Below are 18,324 nucleotides of genomic sequence, written 5' to 3'. Positions count from 1 at the left end.
GCGACGATCTCGGTGGTCGCCTCGACGCCGTCGAGTACGGGCATCCGCAGGTCCACGAGTGCGACGTCGGGGACGAGGGAGGCGACGAGGTCGACGGCCTCCCTGCCGTTGCCCGCCTCACCGACGATGGCGATGCCGGGGGAGCCGGCCAGCAGCGCGGCGACTCCCGCGCGCATCACGGTGTGGTCGTCCGCCAGGACGACACGGATAGGACCCTCGTCCTTGGACATGCGTCACTCCTGACCGGTCGTGATTACGGGTGTGCCGGGTGCCTGGTACGTCGCGCTGGTCGCAGCTGTCACAGGCGTGACCGCTGTCACCGGTGTCCCCGCTGTCTCCGCTGTCTCCAACGCCTCCGCTGTCTCCGGCGTGCCCGACACCTCCGGAGTCGGGAGCGAGGCGAGGACGCGCGTACCGTCACCGACAGAGCTGGTGACCGTGAGTTCGCCACCCATCTCCGCCAGCCTCTTGCGCATCCCGTCCAGGCCGAAGCCGAGCGACTCATCGACCACGAAACCACACCCGTCGTCGGTGATCTCCAGCTCGACGATCTCCTGGTGCCGCGCCAGGACGACGCCGACCGTCGAAGCGGCTGCGTGCTTACGGATGTTGGCCAGCGACTCCTGCGTGCAGCGCAGCAACGCGATCCGCACCGTCCTGTCGCAGTCGAAGTCCGGCAGTTCCGCGCTGACGGCAAGCCCGGTGTCCTCGGTGAATCTGTCCAGGGTCCGGCCGAGCGTCTCGGCGAGCGAGCCCGCGGCGAGAATTCCGCTCGGGGCGGAGCCGACCAGGATCCGGGCCTCGGTGAAGTTCTCCCGGGCGGTCCGCTCGATGGAGAGCAACTGCTGGGCACGCCTGGCGGGATCGGATTCGGCCGAGGACCGGGCCGCCTCCGCCAGCACGATGATGGACGCGAACCCCTGGGCGAGGGTGTCATGGATGTCGCGAGCGAGCCGTTCGCGCTCCTCCACCGCGCCTTGGCGCTGATACGCCTCCACGAGTCGCCGCTGAGCGCTCTCCAGCTCCGCGCTGAGCTGGGCGGCACGCAAGTCGCTCTGTCCGACGAACCGGTGCACCCACAGCCCGAGAGCGGCCCCCGCCGCGAAAGCCGCGACGGTGACGACGTTGTTCCCGGTGAGGAACTGCGGGCTCCACCCCTGCGGCAGGGTCCCGCCGAACACCGTGGCCAGCGCGGCGAGTCCGCTCAGCACGACCGAGGAGCGTGCGTCCCGCGCGTAGATCCAGTAGAGCGGCAGCGACACGATGTACAGCGCGGCCGCACCTTCCAGTACATAGGACGTCCCGGCCAGTCCGAGGGCGAAGACGCTGAGCAGCGTCAGCGGGCGGAGCGCGGGACCGCTCCGCAGGGCGAACAAGGCCCCATGACAGAGCGCCAGCATGCCCAGCACCCCCAGCGACCAGTACTTCTGCGCACCGGGGGAGTCCACTACCGCGAGGGCCGTGGGCAGCAGGCCCAACAGGACCCAGGAGACAGCGTTCCAACGGGCGAAGGAGGTCGCGTTGGGCCGTCCGTTCGCCTGCGACTTGGCAATCATGCGGTCAGCTTACTTTTGCCGCCCGGCTGCTCGGCGGCCGTGCGCTGGGTGGGCCCGATGACGTGGTGTTCGCTGCCGAGCCGGCGCGGTCGACTGGCGAAGTTCCGGTGTGAGCCCACCCTTGAGCGCCCAGACGTGCGAGCCGTGGATCGGGGCATCGTCGATCTCCAGCAGGCCCTTGCCCTCTCTGCAGAGTTCCGCCAGCACAACCTCTTGCAACCGGGGCGCGGGCGTCGCCTGCTGAGACCGTCACCGACCGCCTGGCGGCGGCAACGGACGCTAGATGAGCCCCTGTCGATCTGATCACGCGGGAACTGTGGGCGGGCAGTTCCTTCGGGGCCCTGGTGTCAGCACGACACCAGGGCCCCTCCGCGCGTTCCACAGAGAGGTGAGATGACAGCAGACGATTCCTTCGGCCGTCTCGACGACGACGATTACCCCGCCTACACGATGGGCCGGGCCGCCGAGATGCTCGGCACCACCCAGGGCTTCCTGCGGGCCATCGGCGAAGCCCGTCTGATCACCCCGCTGCACATCGCCGCCCGCGCGCGGGAACTCGTCGGTCAGGGCACCCCGTTGAGGCCGCCGCACCGCTGAACGAGCGAACCCGACAGCCACCGGTCATTACAGGAACCGTCGCCAGCTAGATCTTCACGGTGTGTGGCGAGCGTCGGGCGGGTCGCCCCGCTCCACCTCACCGGTCGGAGTCGTACCTGCGGACGACACCAGGGTTGGTCCTTGCCCGACAGCCAAGCCAACTTCGTCTGGCTTCGTCTCGGTCAGCAGACAGCCCCTTTCGCTGAACACTGCCGCAACGCCGGTTTGACCGTGCGCCCCTACGGCCAGGATGGCGTGCGGGTCACCATCGGAGAACGTTAGGCCAACGACGCCGTAGTGAAGGCGACCGGTCACTTCCGTCGGCATATCGCCGCCCTGTGATCAGCACACGAGTCGATGGGAAATGATCGGCAGGCGCAAGCAATCGAGGTGTTCGGGACCGGGCATGCGCTGGGAGCCGCTTCCTGTGCTCCCAGCGAGTAACGGCCTGAAACTCGGCACGCGAACGCTACTTGCGCTCAGGTAGCGGAGCGGACCGACAAGGACGACACCGTTTGGTCGGGCTCGTCCGGGAGGCACCCACTAGGGGGCGGACGAGGCTCTAGAAGAACCCAAGTTTCTTCGGGCTGTATGAAACAAGAAGATTCTTGGTCTGCTTGTGGCACACGGATGTGCACCCCTCTGGCCTGCGACCTGGTCGAGATCGCATGCTGTGCAGCCGACCTGGTCCGCTCCTGATCCGGATCGTGGCTGCCCCAAGGGCCGCGCGTAGGATGCGAAGCCGAATCTGTCGCGACCCAACGGGGATCCTGTGATGAGTGAGAAGGCTCGCAAACTCTTTGACGCTCTCGACCTCAACGGCGACGGGCAGCTGACCCGGGATGAGGTGATCACTGCGCTCCGGACGAAGGGGCCCACACTGGCAGCCCGAGGGGATCTGCCGTTCTGGGGTGTCCAGGACGCGGAGGCTTCGTCGGCCCTGTTCGACGCCGCGGACAAGAACGGTGACGCTGTGCTGACCTTTGAGGAGTTCGCCGACCAGGTGAACCGGAAGTTCGGCTGGTAGTGCCGAACGAGCCGAGCAGCCGCCCCTCACGATCGAACGCCTCGTGGCCGACCGGCGGGCCGGGCCTTCCCGCTCCGTCGTCGTCCGAAATCTAAGCCGCCGATCCCGCCACGGCGACCGCCCAGCCGATGTACAGGGCGTTCACCGCCAGCCGGGCCACCGCGCCGGTCGGCCGTTCCAGCGGCCGGGGCCGGTCCGGCCGTGCGCGGCGCAGGGCGTCCGCGTGGGACACCAGGTAGCAGGCGATCAGGGCGGCGGCGATCCAGCCACCTGCCGACCTGCTGTACGGAACCAGCACCAGCGCACCGACCACGATCTCCGCCGCCCCGCTGACGGCCACCAGGAGCCGGTCCCCGGGAAGCCAGGCAGGCACCAACGTGCGGAAGTAGTGGGGGGCCAGGAAGTGCATGATCCCCGTGACGACCAGGAACACCGCCAGAGCGACGGCAGCGATAGCGTGCATGGCACGGTGATCCGCTCACCGCATGCCCGGGCGCTTGAACAAAACGATCGCCGCGTCGTCGTCGCCCCCGGCGCCGAGGCGACGATGTTCGCCGAGTCCCGCCCGTTCCGTGTCGCCGCACACCGGCTGCCCGCGTGCAAGGCCGTGCTGCCGATCGGCGGCCATGCCCAACTAGGTTGGTGGGGGCGGCCGTTGGTGGCGGCTGCCGGGTTGCTCGTTCCGCCCCGGCTGGCCCACAGTTGTACGGTGACCTCGCCCTACGTCGCCCTGTTCGTCGACTCCTGGCTGCTGCCCTCCCACCCGGAGCCGATACGCCTCGACGCGGGCGCGGTCCGCCGCCTGCTCGCCGCGCTCGGCAGCACTGATGCCGACGGCCCGGACACCTGTGTGGACCTGGCCGCCGGATACACCGAGCTGCGGGCACTCGCCGGACGTCCGGCCCGGCTCGATCCGCGAGTCGCGCACGCTGTCCAGCTGTGCGGCACGTGGTCCGGCCGGGACCCTTCGTCCCCCGCCTCTCTCACCTCCCTCGCCCACGAGGTCGGCCTGTCGGCCCCCCGGCTGCGCGCCCTGGTCCGCCAGGACGTGGGTATCACGCTCGCCCACCTGCGCCGGTGGGGCCGGCTCCGTACCGCGATCGCCGACCTGCCGGATTCGACCGCCGCCCTGGCCGCAGCCACGGCGGGCTTCGCCGACCAGGCCCATCTCGCCCGTACAGCACGGGAGTTCATCGGCCGATCGCCGGCCTCGCTGCACCGCGCCGAGAGGTAGAGCGACATGGAGCGCGCTCACGCCATGGCGCTTACGGTTCCCGGTGGGCTTCGGCAGTGGCGCCTGGGGTGACGAGGCCGGTTCTTGTGAGGATCTCCTTCTCCCGGCCGGAGAGTTACTGGAGCCCTTCGGAGACGGCCGTGCACGATCCGCCCGCCGGATCGTCGTACTGGCACTGAAACCAGCAGGTCGCGTATCCGGTTCACGTCCAGGCGGCCGTGGTCGAGCGCGTCGTGCAGCGCGCCGCTCGGCGGACAGCGACAGCTCCACCGGGGCGGCCGCGCACATGGCTTCGGCGGCAGGTGGTAGACGAGCGGAGAGCGCCACGGGTACGGGTGTTCGGCCATGGAGCCGTTGATGAACCCGGCCGCGGAGCCGTCGAGTCACCGAACCACGGAAACGGAGCACTCCATGCGGGAAGCCACCCAGACCGAAGTACGCCGTGCCTTCGACAGCGGGCTACCGGGGCTGCGGCCCCCGCGCTCCGTCATCGTCGTCGGCGCCGGACTCGCCGGACTGGCAGTCGCCCACGAACTCGCCGCCCGGGACTGCGAGGTGACGGTCCTGGAAGCGTCCGACCGGCCCGGCGGGCGCGCGTATACGTTGAGGGAGCCGTTCGCCGACGGCCTGCACGCCGAGGCCGGCGCGATGACGCTCACCCCGCACTGTCACTACGCCATGCACTACCTGCGCGAACTCGGCGTCGAGACGGACACCGCCGACCTCTTCGGTACCACATTCTCCTACTTCGCCCGGGGCCGCTTCTTCACCCCCGACCCGGACGCGGTCGCCGGAGCCGGGCTCGACCTGCACCCGCACGAGAAGGACCTCGGCGTCAACGGCATGATCGAGCGCTACGTCTCCGCCGTCGCCGAGAGCCTCCAGCCCGATCTGAGCGCCCCCGACTGGGCGGTCACCCAGCGCCTCGGCCCCTACGACCACCTCTCCGTGCACGAGGTTCTCACCGACCGCGGCGCCTCCCAGGCGGCCATCGACCTCATGGAGCCGCTCTTCCTGGAAATGCGCGGCGGCGACCTGAAGGCGGCGTCCGCGCTGTCCTGGCTGCGCCACGAGGCGAGCCCGCACTCGCTGGGCAACGCCGACCCCCGCTGGGCCAAGGTGAAGGACGGCACCGACCGCTTCCCGCAGGCCTTCGCCGAGCGGCTCAAGAGCCGTATTCACTACCGCCGTCCGGTGGTCCGCGTCGAGCAGGACGCGGAGCGGGCCCGGGTCACCGTCCTCGCCCACGGCCGCCTGGAGACCCTGGAGGCCGAACGCGTCGTCGTCACCGTCCCGTTCAGCACGATCCGGCACATCGACTTCACCGACGCGGGCCTCTCCGACGCCAAGCACGATGTGATGCGCCGGGTGAAGTACGCCTCGATCGTCCGCGTCTACCTCCAGATGCGCCGCCAGTTCTGGCCGCAGCACAACGCCAGCTTCTCCACTGACCTGCCCATACGCTGGATACGCGACGCCACGCCCCAACTCCCGGGCCCCCGCAAGATACTGGAGTGCCTGATGACAGGGTGGCGGGCCCGGGCGGTGTCGGTCATGACCGAGGAGGAGCGCCTCGGCTTCGTCCTCACCGAGGTCGAGCGGATGCTGCCGGGCGCCCGCGACCACTTCGAGACCGGCACGTCCGTCTGCTGGGACCAGCGCCTCTACGCCGAGGGCGCGTACATCCTGCCCGAGCGCGGGCACAGCGCCCTGATGCCGGTGATCCGCAGGCCCGAGGGGCGGGTCCACTTCGCCGGTGACCACGCCGGGTTCGAGCCCAACGGCGGCTCGATGACCTTCGCGTTGGAGTCCGCGGCCCGCACTCTGGTGGAACTCGGCGCGGCGGCCGACGTGTCCTGAGCTCCTGAGCCCGCGCCGGAGGGGCCGGGGGAGTCAGCCGAGCAGTCGGCGCAGGACCCCGGCCCCATCGGTGGTCAGCACCGACTCCGGGCGGAACTGCACACCCCGTACGGCCTGTTCGTGCAGCGCGATCAGCTCGTGTCGGTCCGGTCCTGAGACGATCGTGCAGGTGTTGCGGAAGGCGGCGGTGACCGGTCGTCCGAAGAAGTCCACCTCCCGCGCCAGTCCGGCGCCGCCGGACCTGGCCACGACCCGGGCGTCCGGCAGGGTGGCCAGCGCCAGCAGCTGGAAGCCGAGGCCCACCCCGGCCACCGGTGGCCCGCCGGGCGGCCGGTCCCTGACCAGGAGTGCGGCTGTCCGGTGCAGCGCCGCCATCCGCGCGCAGCCGGGGTCGTCGGGGCGGCCGGGACCGGACGCCAGCAGTACGGGCCCCGGGTGCCGGACCAGGGTGCCGGCGGCGCCGGGGTCGTCGTGGCGGATCATCTCGGCGGGGCTGTGCACGGCGGTCACCAGGTGCAGCAGGGCGGCCAGTTCGGCGCGGGCGTCGCCGCCCGGGTCGAGTACCAGCACTGCCGGGCCGCCCGTGGGCGGTGTGGCAATGCCCTTGGTCCAGAACGTCGAGAGCGCCGCGTGCCGCAGGGCCAGCGCCTCCTGCACGGTGCTGCTGTGGAGGTCGTCAGGGTCCGGTGTGGCGGGGGTGGGCGGTGTGCGTGCCCGCTCGTCGGATGGCGGTGGCGCCGTGAGGGCGGTCAGCACGGCCTGGGCCTTGGTCCGTGTCTCGGCCGCCTCGGCCTGCGGCGACGACCGGCCGCCCACGGTCGCTCCCACCGACAGGCGTGCCTCGCCCCGGTGATCCACGACCAGGGTCCGGATCACCGCCGCCGAGTCCAGCTCATCCGCGCCCGCCCCGTCGCGGCCGATCAGCGCGAGGAGACCGCCGTAGTAGCCGCGTCCGGTCGCTTCGTAGCCGTGTATGGTCTCGCACGCCTCCGCGAACGGGCTGCCCACCACCGTCGACGCGAACAGGGCCCGTGCGAGGGTCTCCCGCGCTCCGGCCGCCGCGGGTCCGCTGATCCGGCACTGTGTGTGCAGCAGATGCGCCATCCCGCGCAGGAAAGGCCCCTCCACCCGCACCCCGGGCCCTGCCAGCCGGCACAGCACCGCCAGCTCCGCGTCCACCGTGGTCGCCAGCTCCTCCGCCTCCTTGCGGTCGGCGAGGAAGGAGAGCAGGCCCTCGGCGCGCGGCCCCTCCGGCGGGCGCCGGTAAGTGCCGCACAGCGGATTCATCACCACCCGGCCGCCCTCGACGCCCACATGCCCCTGCGGGGTCGCGCCCACCAGGGTGACCGGGCGTGGGCCCCCGGTGTGCACGACGAAGGTCCAGTACGCGCCCGACTCCGCGGTCAGCAGCCGCCGGAACAGCTCCACGGCCACCGCGGGCCCAAATTCCGGCAGTCGCGCGGACCAGTCCCGGCGCAGCAGGACGTTCAGCCCGCCGCGGGCCGCGTCCGATTCGACGAACTCCCGCACCAGGCCCTCGTAGTGAGCGTCGCTCGTCGCGAACCCGGCGTCCCGCCACTGCACCGGCGGTGCCGCGGCGGGGCGCCGGCCGGTGAACGCGTCCTCGGGCAGCACGTGGTGCTCGCGTACCCGCAGCAGCCGCAGCGGCGTACCGTCGTCGTGGCACGGCAGGCCGTGTTCAGCCAGGTGTCTGAAGGGCAGCAGGGCCAGCACCCCCGGACCCGGCGCGTCGTTCGGTGCAGCCGCTTCATCCAGCGACCGGACGGTTTCCATCTCCCCGAACAGCAGCTCTACCGGGGCCCGTTCGCGCAAGCCGGGACGCTGCCTGCGGAGCAGCGCGAAGGGTGGCACGTCAGCCCCGTACAACCGCTCCATCACGTCCGCGTCCGTCGTCGGCCTCATCGACCGCACTCCCTTCCGGTCGGCCGCGCGGCGGCGGCCCGCCCGAGGCATTGGGTTCTGGTGCGGCTCATGATTTCGGCCCGACGGGCAACAAGTAGACCGTGGGAGGGGCCACTTGCCGTCCCCCCCGTGCACACCCCCGCCACCCGACCGAGTACCCGTGAGGTGTCATGCGAATCGCGATCAGCGGAGCCGGACCCGGCGGCCTTTACACGGCTGCGCTCGTCAAACGGCTGCGGCCGCGCAGCGAGATCGACGTATGGGAGGTGAACGCCCCCGATGAGACCTTCGGCTTCGGCGTCGTCTTCTCGGAGGGTGCGCTCGGCGGTATCGAGGCGGCCGACCCCGCGCTGTTCGCCGCGCTCGGCGACGAGTGCGCCCACTGGTCGAGGATCGACGTCCACCACCGGGGCCGCACCTCGCGCAACGGTGGCTACCGCTTCTCGGCGATCGGCCGCCGCGCCCTGCTTGCCATGCTGCGCGACCGTTGCGCCGACCTCGGCGTCACCGTCCGCCACGGCACCCGCGCCCCCGAGGCGGACGTGCTGGCCCGGACGTACGACTTGGTGGTGGCGGCCGACGGCGTCAACTCCGCGACCCGCGAGGCCCGTCGGGAGGCGTTCGGTACCGAGACCACCCGACGCGGCTCCCGCTACCTGTGGCTCGGCACCGAACGGTCCTTCACCGCCCTGACCTTCGCTGTCGCCGAGACGGAGCACGGCACGCTGCACGCCCACGCCTACCCCTACGCCCCTGGCCTCAGCACCTTCATCGCCGAGGTCGACGACCGGGTGTGGGAGGCCGCCGGGTTCACCGAAGGCGACACCGGTGTGCCTGACGCCTCCGGGAGGAGTGACACGGACCGGCTCGCCGACCTCTTCGCCGACGTCCTGGACGGGCACGGGCTGCGCACCAACCGGTCGCGCTGGGGCCGCTTCGTCTCCGTCCGCAACCAGCGCTGGAGCCACGGCCCCATCGCTCTCCTCGGCGACAGCGCGCACACCACCCACTTCTCCGTCGGCTCGGGCACCCGGCTCGCCATGGAGGACGGCCTGGCGCTCGCCCTGGCGCTGGACGACCACGGGTCGGTTCCCGAGGCGCTCGCCGCCTACCAGGCCGCGCGCCTGCCGGAGGTCGAGGACATGCAGCGCACCGCGCGGACGAGCCAGGAGTGGTTCGAGGAACTGGAGCGGTACGCGGACCTCGAACCGGAGGCGTTCAACGCCCACCTGATCACCCGCAGCGGCCGCCTCACCCGCGACGACCTGGCCTCCTGGTCCCCGGAGCGCGTCGAGCGGGTCCGGGAGCGCTTCGCGCGCGCCGACCGCAGCTCGCGCGAGGCCGCGGTCCGCTGAACCAGCGGTCCTCCCGACCCGGCGGCCGCCGGGAGCGTCACGAGGGGGAGGCGCGCCGCTCGGCCATGGACCGGCCCCCCACGAACCAGTGGTCCGCGGGCGCCTCCTCCACGATCACCCGGACGGCCTCCACCGGGGCGCCGAGCGCCTCGTGCGCGGCGGCCGTGAGTGCCTCGCCGAGCGCGGCCACCTCCTGTGGGGACCGGCCCTCCAGCAGGGTGACCCGGATGAGGGGCATGTCCGACTCCTTCCGATCTCTGTCGCGGTGCTTGAACGACTTTCCGTCGCGGTCCCGGGACACCCGGGACGACGTCTCAGGACGGGAGTTGCCTGCGGGCGGTCCGCAGGTCGGCCGCGAGGCTGCGGCCCGTGTGCGAGTCCTTCGCCCCGGCCAGTTCGGCGGGCGTGCCCTCGAACACCACCCGGCCGCCCTGGCTGCCCGCCTCCGGGCCGAGATCCACCACCCAGTCGGCGTGCTTGACGACGTCCAGGTCGTGCTCGATCACCAGCACCGTGTTGCCGCCGTCCACGAGCCGGTCGAACAGGCCCAGGAGCCGGCGCGTATCGCTCATGTGCAGCCCCGTGGTCGGCTCGTCGAAGACGTAGACGGTGCCGGTCTCCTTCAGGCGGTGCGCCAGCTTGAGCCGCTGCCGCTCGCCGCCGGAGAGCGTGGACAGCGGCTGGCCCAGGGTGAGGTAGCCAAGTCCGACCTCGGCGAGGAGGGCCAGCTTGCGCCGTACGGGCGCGTCGTCGAAGAAGTCCGACGCCTCCTCGGTGGTCATGGCGAGGACATCGACGACCGTCCGGCCGTGCACGGTGTGGCGCAGGGCCTCGTCATTGAACCGGCGTCCGTCGCAGCGTTCGCACACCGTGGTCACCGGGTCCATGAAGGCGAGGTCGGTTTCGATGACGCCCTTGCCGCCGCACTCCGGACAGGCGCCCTCGGAGTTGAAGCTGAACAGCCCCGGCTTCTCGCCCGAGGCACGCGCGAACCGCTGGCGCAGGCTGTCCATGATGTCGGTGTACGTCGCCGGGTTGGACCGCGTGGAGATGCCCACCGACGACTGGTCGATCACCACCGCTTCGGGGTGCTGCGCGATGAACACCTTCGATACGAGCGTGCTCTTGCCGGAACCGGCCACGCCGGTCACCGCGGTGAGCACCCCGGTGGGGAGGCCGACCGTGACGTCGTGCAGATTGTGCAGATTCGCCGCCCGGACGGTCAGCTCGCCGGTGGGGGAGCGGACCGCCTCCTTGAGCCCGGTCACGCTCCGCAGCTGTTTCCCTGTGACGGTGCCGGAGCGGCGCAGCCCCGCCGGGGTGCCCTCGAACGTCACCTCGCCGCCGTCGCGCCCGGCCCCAGGACCCATGTCGACGACGTGGTCGGCGATCGCGATGACGTCCCGGTCGTGCTCCACGACCAGCACGGTGTTCCCCTTGTCGCGCAGGGCGAGCAGGATGTCGTTCAGCCGCCGTACGTCCCGCGGGTGCAGGCCGACGCTGGGCTCGTCGAAGATGTACGTCAGCCCGGTCAGGCTGCTGCCCAGGTGGCGCACCATCTTCAGCCGCTGGGCCTCGCCGCCGGACAGCGTCCTGGTCTGCCGTCCGAGGCTCAGATAGCCGAGTCCGACCGACTTGACGCGCTCCAGCGCGGCCCGCGCGCCCATCACGGCCGGCTTGACGGAGGGCGCGTCGATCCGGGCGAGCCGCTCGATCAGGTCGGTGATCTCCATGGCCGAGAAGTCCGCGATGTTGTCGCCGTCGATGCGTGAGGCGAGGGCGGCCTCGTTCAGCCGTCCGCCGTGGCAGACGTCGCAGGGGCCCTGGGTCACCACCCGCTCGATCTCCGCGCGCTCCTTGCTCTTCGCGTTGTCGAGGCCGGGGGTGATGTACCGGCGGGTGAAACGCTCGACGATGCCCTCGTACTCGTTCTTGTATACGCCGTTGCGGCCCGCCCGGTCGACCGTGAACCCCTTGCCGTGCAGCAGCAGTTCACGGTCCTTCGCGGAGAAGTCGCGCACCGGCCTGTCGGGGTCGAAGAGCCCGGACTCGCCGTACAACTGCCACTGGAAGGTGCCGACCGCGAACGAGGGGAAGCGGATGGCACCTTCGTTGAGGCTCTTGTCCTCGTCGAGCAGCTTGCCCAGTTCGAGGCGGACCGTCGTGCCGAGGCCCTGGCACTCCTCGCACATGCCGCGCGGGTCGTTGGGCGAGTACATGTGCGAGGGGCCCGCGCTGGGTGTGCCCGCGCGGGAGAACAGCACCCGCAGCGCGGGCAGGATCTCGGTCATCGTGCCGACCGTGGAACGGGCGTTGCCGCCGACCTGCCGCTGGTCGACGACGATCGCCGTGGAGAGGTTCTCCATCACCCCCGCGTGCGGCCGTTCGTACTTCGGCATCCGGTTGCGGACGAAGGCCGGCAAGGTTTCATTGAGCTGCCGCTGCGACTCGATCGCCAGGGTGTCGAAGACCACCGAGGACTTCCCCGACCCGGAGACCCCGGTGAAGACCGTCAGCTTCCCTTTGGGGATGCGCAGGTCGACGCCCTTGAGATTGTTCTGCCGGGCTTCGCCCAGCACGATGAAGTCCTCGTCGTGGTTCTTCCGGTGAGCCGCCATGTCAGCACCTTCCGCATAGGACGGGTGATTTCCCTCGGGAAACCATTCCATGTCCTCCCCTGCTACCCCGCGACCGCGTACGCCTGCGCGCCGCGTGGACTGGCCGCGCCCAGCACAAGACCGTTGTCGGTGAGCCCGGTGGCGCACACCTTGCTGAGTGAGTAGTCGGCCACCAGGTCCACCTGGTGCCCCCGCCCCCGCAGCGCCTCGACCTCCGCCGCCGCCCAGCCGCCCTCCAGGACCACGGTCCCCGGGCGGAACCGGCGCGGGGCGAAGGACGTGGGCACGTGGTCGGTGTGGAAGGTGCGCGCCTCGATCGCCGCCTGCGGGCCCATCCCGTGCTCCGTGTGGTGCAGGAAGAAGCTCAGCGTCCACTGGTCCTGCTGGTCGCCGCCGGGCGTCCCGAACGCCAGGTACGGCCGGCCGTCCCGCAGAACCAGGGTCGGGCTGAGGGTGGTCCGCGGGCGCTTGCCCGGCGCCAGCGTGTTCGGGTGGCCGGGGGCGAGGGTCGCCATCTGCCCCCGGGTGCCCAGCGGGAAGCCAAGCCCCGGTACCACCGGGGAACTCTTCAGCCAGCCGCCGCTGGGCGTCGCCACCACCATGTTGCCCGCCGCGTCGGTCACGCTGACGCAGCACGTGTCGCCGGTCGCAGCGGTCAGCTTCATGATCGCCGGAATGCCCTGTTCCAGCTCGCCCAGCCAGGCCGGGTCCGCCGGTGCGACGCTCTCGTCGTGCAGCGGCGGCAGCAGCGGCTCGCGCCCGCCGGGCCGCCCCGGCCGCAGTTCCCGCGAGGCCCGAGCGCCGAGCAGCGCCCGGCGCGCGGCGGTGTACGCCGGGTCCAGCAGGGCGTCGACCGGCACATCCGCGTGGTCCGGGTCTCCGTACCAGGCCTCGCGGTCGGCGAAGGCGAGCTTGGCGGCCTCGACCACCGTGTGGACGTACTCCGCGCTGTGCGGACCCATCGCGGCGAGATCGGCGTCGGCCAGCAGGGCGAGCTGCTGGAGGAAGACCGGGCCCTGCGACCAGGGCCCCGCCTTGTGCACGGTGAGAGAGCGGTGATCGAGGGTCAGCGGACGCTCCACGTGCGGCCGCCACGCCGCGAGGTCCGCGCCGGTGAGCAGACCGCCGTTGCGGCGGCCGGTGGAGTCCATCTCCTCGGCCTTGGCGAGATAGGTGTCGATCGCCTCCGCCACGAAGCCGCCGTAGAACGCCTCCGTCGCCGCGTCGATCTGTCCTTCGCGGCCTGGTCCTGACGCCTTAGCCTCGGCGACCAGCCGCCGGTAGGTGCGCGCAAGGGCCGGGTTGGTGACCCGCTCCCCGGCACGCGGGGCGAGGCCGCCCCGCAGGTAGGTACGGCCCGACTCCGTCCAGGTGTCGCGGAACAGCTCCGTGAGCGCGCCGATCATGGCGGCGCACTTGGGCAGCACCGGATAGCCGTCCTGCGCATAGCCGATCGCCGGTTCCAGTACGTCCTCCAGAGGCAGCGTGCCGTACTCCTTCAGCAGACGGAGCCAGGCACCGACGGCGCCGGGGACGACGGCGGGCAGCAGTCCGGAACCGGGAACGACGGCCAGACCCCGTCCGGTGAAGGCCTCCACGGTCGCCGCCGCGGGCATCGGGCCCTGCCCGCAGACGACGTCGACCGAGCCGCTTCCGGAGCGGTGGGCGAGGATCGGCACGTCGCCGCCCGGCCCGTTGAGATGCGGTTCCACCACCTGGATGACGAAGGCGGCGGCGGTCGCGGCGTCGAAGGCATTGCCGCCGCGGTTCAGCATGGACATGCCCGCTGTGGAGGCCAGCCAGTGGGTGGAGGCCACGGCGCCGCGGGCGCCGTGCAGTTCTGGTCGGAAGAGCACCTGGGGGGATCCTTTCTCGTCGCAGGGCCGTACGGGGCGTACGGGTCGTACCGCGTGGGGCTCCTGGCGGCTCAGGCCCGCCCGGGGGGGTGTCATCCGGCCGGATGCGGTGGCGGTGACCCGGCCGTGGACCGTGGCGGCGTGGGCCCGGCCCTCGATGAGGTCGACGGTGCAGGAGAGGGTGGCTGGTCGGCCCAGGTCCTCGCCCTGACGGACCTGGTAGCTGTGGCGGCCGTCGGTGCCGGGCAACGCCTTCTCCCGGCCGAGCCAGACGCCAAGACCCAGCGCGGCGGAGGCGCAGGCGGGGTCCTCGGGCATGCCGTAGCCGGGGGCGAACACACGGACGCGGGCGGTGCGGTTCGCGGGGTCCCAGGCGAGGAGCACCGCGTCCGGGCAGTCCGCCCAGACCGGGTCCCTCAGGTCGGCCGCTGCGCGGGCCAGGGCCTTTGCGCCCACCGGCAGGACGTGGAACGCCGGGCCGAAGCCGGTCAGGTGCGGGGTGCCCGCCAGGTCGGCGTCCGTCAGACCGCACGCCGACAGGAGCGGGGCGGGGTCCCACTCCGGCTCCAGGAGCGGCTCGCCCGCGACGGACACGGTGGAGCCGTCGGCCCCCGCGATCACGGTGAGCTGCCGCCCGCCGCACTCCTGCACCGCCTCCCCGGCCGCCAGCCGCCCGGCGCGCACCAGGGTGCTCGCGGTGCCCACCGCGCTGTGGCCGCCGAACGGCGACTCGCCGGCCGGGGTCATCACGCGCACCCCGTACGTCGACCCCGGCAGTCGGGGCGGCACCACGAACACCGTCTCGGTCAGGGCGGTCTCCCGGGCGATGGCGAGCATGTCCGCCGCCGAGAGATCCGCGGCGTCGGGGACCACCCCGAGGGCGCAGCCGTCGTACGGGGTTTGTGTGAACATGTCGACGATCTCGTACGCGATCAACGTCCCTCTCCTTTGCCGTCGGGGCCACTGCCCGATCCGCCGCCCGGCGGGGCCGTCACGGGTGCGGTCCGAGGCGCCGCTTCCCGCCCGGGGCGGAGCACTTCCTCCGCCACGGCCTCCAGCACCCGCGGGTCCCCCTGGTACGGGAAGGACGCGCGAGGCCAGTGCACCACCAGGTCGGTGATGCCCAGTTCGCCGAAGCGGCCCATCGCGTCGCGGTAGGACTCGACGGAGTCGAGCACCCCGCCGACCAGGGCGCCGGTCAGCAGCAGCCGGTTCAGCGTGGCCGGGTCCCGGCCGGTCGCCTCGCACGCCGTGTCAAGGCGGTCCAGTTGCCGGGCGATGTCCGGCAGCGCCTTCTCGTAGGGCAGGGCGTCGAAGCGGCCCGGGGGACCGGCGGTGATCCAGGTGTCCGCCCGCCGGGCCGCGAGCCGCATGCCGCGCGGGCCGGTCGCGGCGACGGCGAACGGCACCCGGGGCCGCGTCAGGCACCCGGGATTCACCGGCACGTCGTCGAAGGCGTAGTGCTCGCCCGCGTACGAGGTGCTCCGCTCGGTCAGCAGCCGGTCCAGGGCCTCGACGAACTCGGCGAAACGGTCGGCGCGTTGGCGCGGGGTCCGCTCGGTGGGGTCCACCACCCGGTCGTCCAGGCCGCCCGCCCCCGCGCCAAGACCGCAGACGAAGCGACCCCCGGCGATGTCCTCCAGCGACATCACCTCCTTGGCCAGCGTCACCGGGTGGCGATAGGTGGGCGTGGCGACCATCGTGCCCAGAGTGATCCGCGAGGTGACGGCCGCCGCGGCGGCCAGGGTGGGGACGCCGGCGAACCAGGGCTCGTCCCGTAGCCACCGCCACATCAACTGGTCGTACGTCCAGGCGTGGTCGAAGCCCAGTTGCTCGGCCAGGACCCACTGTTCGCGCGCCCGCGACCAGCGCCGCTCGGGCAGGATCACCACTCCGTGCCGCACGCGTACTCCTCCTTCGTTCCTTCGTCGTGTCGTGCTCGGTCGTGTCGCACGCTGTCCGGTCAGGGCGCGCTGTGGTGCAGCACCCTCGGCCTGAGCTGCCCGGCGGAGGCGTCGATCCGGCCCAGGACGGTCGCGAAACCCTCCTCGTAGCCCCGCCGGACCTCTTCGCTGCGCAGTTCCTCGGGGAAGGCGGCGTCCTCCTGCGGGGTGAGGCCGGGATAGAGGCCGTTGGCCGCCACGTCCTGCGTGATCGCGCGCAGCCGGGACCGCAACTGGTCGACCAGCTCCGTCGCGTCGACCGGCGCCCGCAGGGTCAGGAAGTAGTGGTCGTAGATGAGCGCCTGGGTCTCGGGACGGGTCGGCGTGATCTCCGCGGCCGACTCCTGGAGCAGCGACCGGCCGCCCGGCACCAGCTTGGCCGCCACCCCCGCGTGCACCGTGTGGTACATCCGCACCGCCTTCTTCAGCCGCTCTGCCTCGGGCGTTCCCTCCCACTCGGTCTTCTTCCCCCGCAACAGCGAGCGCACGGGCACGAAGTCGGGGGCCCAGGTGCCGCTGAAGCTGCGGTGCTGCAGGTACATGCTGGGCCGGATGACGGTGCCGTAGACGTCGGCGGGGCAGGAGCTGGTGTACAGCAGCATCGCGGTGTAGGCGTCGGTGAGGTCCGTCATCGCCCGCAGGGAGGTGGCGGGATCGGAGTGGGAGCGGGCCTGGTGCAGGGCGTGCGCGGTCAACTGCCAGATGGCGAAGGTCGCCTGGTGGCCCGTGATCCAGCGGAACCAGAACAGCTGGTGGGAGATCTCGTCGGCGGCGAGGGCGGGGCCGGTCCGCGGGCCCGGTCCGCTGCGGTCCACGCGGGAGGGGTCGGCGGGCCGCACGTCGGATATCGCGGTCTCGGTCCCCGGTGCCGGCGGTTCGGGCAGCGTCAGCGGCTCCAAACCGTAGGGGAAGTCCCCGAAGTCCCAGTCGTCGGGCACCGGCAGTTCGGTGACGGTGCGTTGAACGCGCGTGCTCATCGGTCTCCTCCTGGTGGTGTGTAGGCGAACTCGAACTCCAGGCCGTTGACGTCCAGGACGTAGCAGCTCTGGACGCCGTCCGCGTCGATGACGATGTCGGTGGGCAACTCGTCGCCGGCGAAGCTGAAGCGGCCGGATTCGTACAGCCGAATCCAGCGCTCGCGCCAGGCCCGCAGCTCTTGCGGGGAGCCGGTGGCCAGGCAGATGTGCTGGAACTGGCGGGTGTTGGCGCCGGGGACGGCGCCGTCGTGGCCGGTGCGTTCGAAGAGGTGGAAGCGCAGACCGGCCACCATCACCTCGGTCAGCCGGGTGATGCCGGGCAGGCGGCTCAGCGTCAGGTCGCAGAAGGTGTCAAGCGTCCAGTTGGTCCGGCAGCCGAAGAACTCCTCGTACCAGGACGCGCAGTTGTCGAGGTCGTCCGTCTGCACGCCCACGTGGTGCAGTTCCGGTACGAGATGGAGGTCCGTCGGCCGCTCTTTCGTGGTCCCGGTTCGCGGCAAGATACTGCGCTCCTCTCATTGCGGTCATGTCATTGCGGTCATGTCAGAAAGAAGGGATCGAAGGGGCTTTCTTTTTTCTCGTTCAGGCAGGCGATTTCCCGGAATTTTTTTCCGTCCGGGTACCGAATGTTCTCCTCACGAGGAACACTTGAGTCATGACACAGAATCAATGGAGTGCGGTGGACGGCTACTTCGACGCGGTTCTCGGTGACGAGGATTCCGCGCTTGCCGCCGCCGCCCAGGCGCACATCGGATTCGATCTCCCCGATATCGGGGTCTCCCGCTCCCAGGGAAAGCTGCTGCATCTGCTGGCCCTCGTCCAGCGCGCCGAGCGCATTCTGGAGATAGGCACCTTCGGCGGGTACAGCTCCATCTGGCTCGCCCGCGCCCTGCCGCCAGGCGGACGGCTGGTCACCATCGAGTGGGAGCGCTCGTTCGCCCAGACCGCCGCCGGCCACCTGCAGCGGGCCGGTGTCGCCGACCGTGTCGAGCAGAAGGTGGGACGGGCGCTCGACATCCTGCCCGACCTCGCGAAGACCGCGGAGCGGCCCTTCGACCTGGTCTTCATCGACGCCAACAAGCCCGACACCCCGGAGTACTTCGACTGGGCGCTCGAACTCTCCCGGCCCGGCGGCGTGATCGTCGTCGACAACGTGGTGCTCGGCGGCGCGGTCGCCGACGCCGACAACCCGGACGGCGGCGTCCGCGGAATGCGGCGCTTCCACGAGAAGGTGGCCGCGGAGCCCCGGGTGAGCGCCACCACGATCCAGACGGTGGGCGCCAAGGGCTACGACGGCTTCACCCTGGCCGTGATCCTGCCCTGACACCCGGCGGGAGGTCGGCCCTGCGGGGGCGGCGGCGCGGACACCTGCCGCCCG

General features: G+C 71.5%; 15 protein-coding genes and 1 pseudogene. 6 read left to right on the top strand and 10 right to left on the bottom strand.

The genetic code is table 11. The features are described from left to right. Positions 1 to 230: response regulator transcription factor (locus ACFUPX_RS10855; RefSeq protein ID WP_383319436.1), on the bottom strand; the 230-nt coding region annotated here is incomplete at its 3' end. 3 nt (positions 231 to 233) lie between these two features. Continuing rightward, a complete protein-coding gene (locus ACFUPX_RS10850) occupies positions 234 to 1,556 on the bottom strand; it encodes a sensor histidine kinase (RefSeq protein ID WP_383319433.1) in 1,323 nt (440 codons plus the stop codon). Between the two features lie 393 nt (positions 1,557 to 1,949). Here ACFUPX_RS10850 and ACFUPX_RS10845 point away from each other — a divergent pair. Both ACFUPX_RS10845 and ACFUPX_RS10840 read left to right on the top strand, forming a co-directional pair. Then, positions 1,950 to 2,135: pseudogene (locus ACFUPX_RS10845) on the top strand (MerR family transcriptional regulator); the annotation flags it as partial. A gap of 793 nt (positions 2,136 to 2,928) precedes the next feature. Further along, the gene (locus tag ACFUPX_RS10840; protein ID WP_383319430.1) at positions 2,929 to 3,180 is read left to right on the top strand and encodes an EF-hand domain-containing protein; all 252 of its coding nucleotides are present in this window, start codon (positions 2,929 to 2,931) and stop codon (positions 3,178 to 3,180) included. A 91-nt stretch (positions 3,181 to 3,271) separates the two neighbouring features. Here ACFUPX_RS10840 and ACFUPX_RS10835 read toward each other — a convergent pair whose 3' ends face one another. Continuing rightward, positions 3,272 to 3,643: a MauE/DoxX family redox-associated membrane protein gene (locus ACFUPX_RS10835; RefSeq protein ID WP_383319427.1), complete on the bottom strand. Its 372-nt coding sequence runs from the start codon at positions 3,641 to 3,643 to the stop codon at positions 3,272 to 3,274. A 6-nt stretch (positions 3,644 to 3,649) separates the two neighbouring features. On the opposite strand from ACFUPX_RS10835, the gene ACFUPX_RS10830 reads away from it, so the two are divergent. Further along, entirely contained in the window at positions 3,650 to 4,414 is a 765-nt protein-coding gene (locus tag ACFUPX_RS10830) for a helix-turn-helix domain-containing protein (protein ID WP_383319424.1), read from the top strand. 411 nt (positions 4,415 to 4,825) lie between these two features. Further along, positions 4,826 to 6,274 carry a flavin monoamine oxidase family protein gene (locus tag ACFUPX_RS10825; protein WP_383319421.1) on the top strand — a complete coding sequence of 483 codons (1,449 nt, stop codon included), beginning with the start codon at positions 4,826 to 4,828 and terminating at the stop codon, positions 6,272 to 6,274. A 33-nt stretch (positions 6,275 to 6,307) separates the two neighbouring features. Here ACFUPX_RS10825 and ACFUPX_RS10820 read toward each other — a convergent pair whose 3' ends face one another. Next, the gene (locus ACFUPX_RS10820) at positions 6,308 to 8,197 is read right to left on the bottom strand and encodes a chorismate-binding protein (RefSeq protein WP_383319418.1); all 1,890 of its coding nucleotides are present in this window, start codon (positions 8,195 to 8,197) and stop codon (positions 6,308 to 6,310) included. Between the two features lie 170 nt (positions 8,198 to 8,367). Between ACFUPX_RS10820 and ACFUPX_RS10815 the strand changes: the two genes are divergently transcribed. Beyond that, complete coding sequence (locus ACFUPX_RS10815; protein WP_383319415.1) at positions 8,368 to 9,552, top strand: FAD-dependent monooxygenase; 1,185 nt, start codon at positions 8,368 to 8,370, stop codon at positions 9,550 to 9,552. A gap of 37 nt (positions 9,553 to 9,589) precedes the next feature. Here ACFUPX_RS10815 and ACFUPX_RS10810 read toward each other — a convergent pair whose 3' ends face one another. The 6 genes from ACFUPX_RS10810 to ACFUPX_RS10785 form a co-directional block, all read right to left on the bottom strand. Beyond that, positions 9,590 to 9,790 carry a 4-oxalocrotonate tautomerase family protein gene (locus ACFUPX_RS10810; protein ID WP_383319412.1) on the bottom strand — a complete coding sequence of 67 codons (201 nt, stop codon included), beginning with the start codon at positions 9,788 to 9,790 and terminating at the stop codon, positions 9,590 to 9,592. Positions 9,791 to 9,866: 76 nt separating this feature from the next. Then, the gene (locus ACFUPX_RS10805; RefSeq protein WP_383319409.1) at positions 9,867 to 12,170 is read right to left on the bottom strand and encodes an ATP-binding cassette domain-containing protein; all 2,304 of its coding nucleotides are present in this window, start codon (positions 12,168 to 12,170) and stop codon (positions 9,867 to 9,869) included. Positions 12,171 to 12,232: 62 nt separating this feature from the next. Further along, positions 12,233 to 14,938 (bottom strand): PhzF family phenazine biosynthesis isomerase, encoded by a 2,706-nt coding sequence (locus ACFUPX_RS10800; protein ID WP_383319449.1) that lies wholly within the window; start codon positions 14,936 to 14,938, stop codon positions 12,233 to 12,235. 20 nt (positions 14,939 to 14,958) lie between these two features. Further along, positions 14,959 to 15,930 carry an LLM class flavin-dependent oxidoreductase gene (locus ACFUPX_RS10795; RefSeq protein WP_383319406.1) on the bottom strand — a complete coding sequence of 324 codons (972 nt, stop codon included), beginning with the start codon at positions 15,928 to 15,930 and terminating at the stop codon, positions 14,959 to 14,961. A 59-nt stretch (positions 15,931 to 15,989) separates the two neighbouring features. Next, positions 15,990 to 16,946, bottom strand: a complete 957-nt coding sequence (locus ACFUPX_RS10790) for a hypothetical protein (protein WP_383319403.1) — start codon at positions 16,944 to 16,946, stop codon at positions 15,990 to 15,992. Beyond that, a complete protein-coding gene (locus ACFUPX_RS10785; protein WP_383319400.1) occupies positions 16,943 to 17,446 on the bottom strand; it encodes a VOC family protein in 504 nt (167 codons plus the stop codon). The genes ACFUPX_RS10790 and ACFUPX_RS10785 overlap by 4 nt, the downstream gene beginning before the upstream one ends. Before the next feature lie 155 nt (positions 17,447 to 17,601). Here ACFUPX_RS10785 and ACFUPX_RS10780 point away from each other — a divergent pair, with 155 nt between their 5' ends. Continuing rightward, positions 17,602 to 18,270: an O-methyltransferase gene (locus ACFUPX_RS10780; protein ID WP_383319397.1), complete on the top strand. Its 669-nt coding sequence runs from the start codon at positions 17,602 to 17,604 to the stop codon at positions 18,268 to 18,270. Positions 18,271 to 18,324 lie beyond the last annotated feature (54 nt).

The sequence above is a fragment of the Streptomyces sp. NPDC057302 genome, from assembly GCF_042667685.1.
GTDB lineage: Bacteria > Actinomycetota > Actinomycetes > Streptomycetales > Streptomycetaceae > Streptomyces.
The sequence above is the reverse complement of the archived record's forward strand: the minus strand, read 5'-3'. Positions and strand labels throughout refer to the sequence as shown.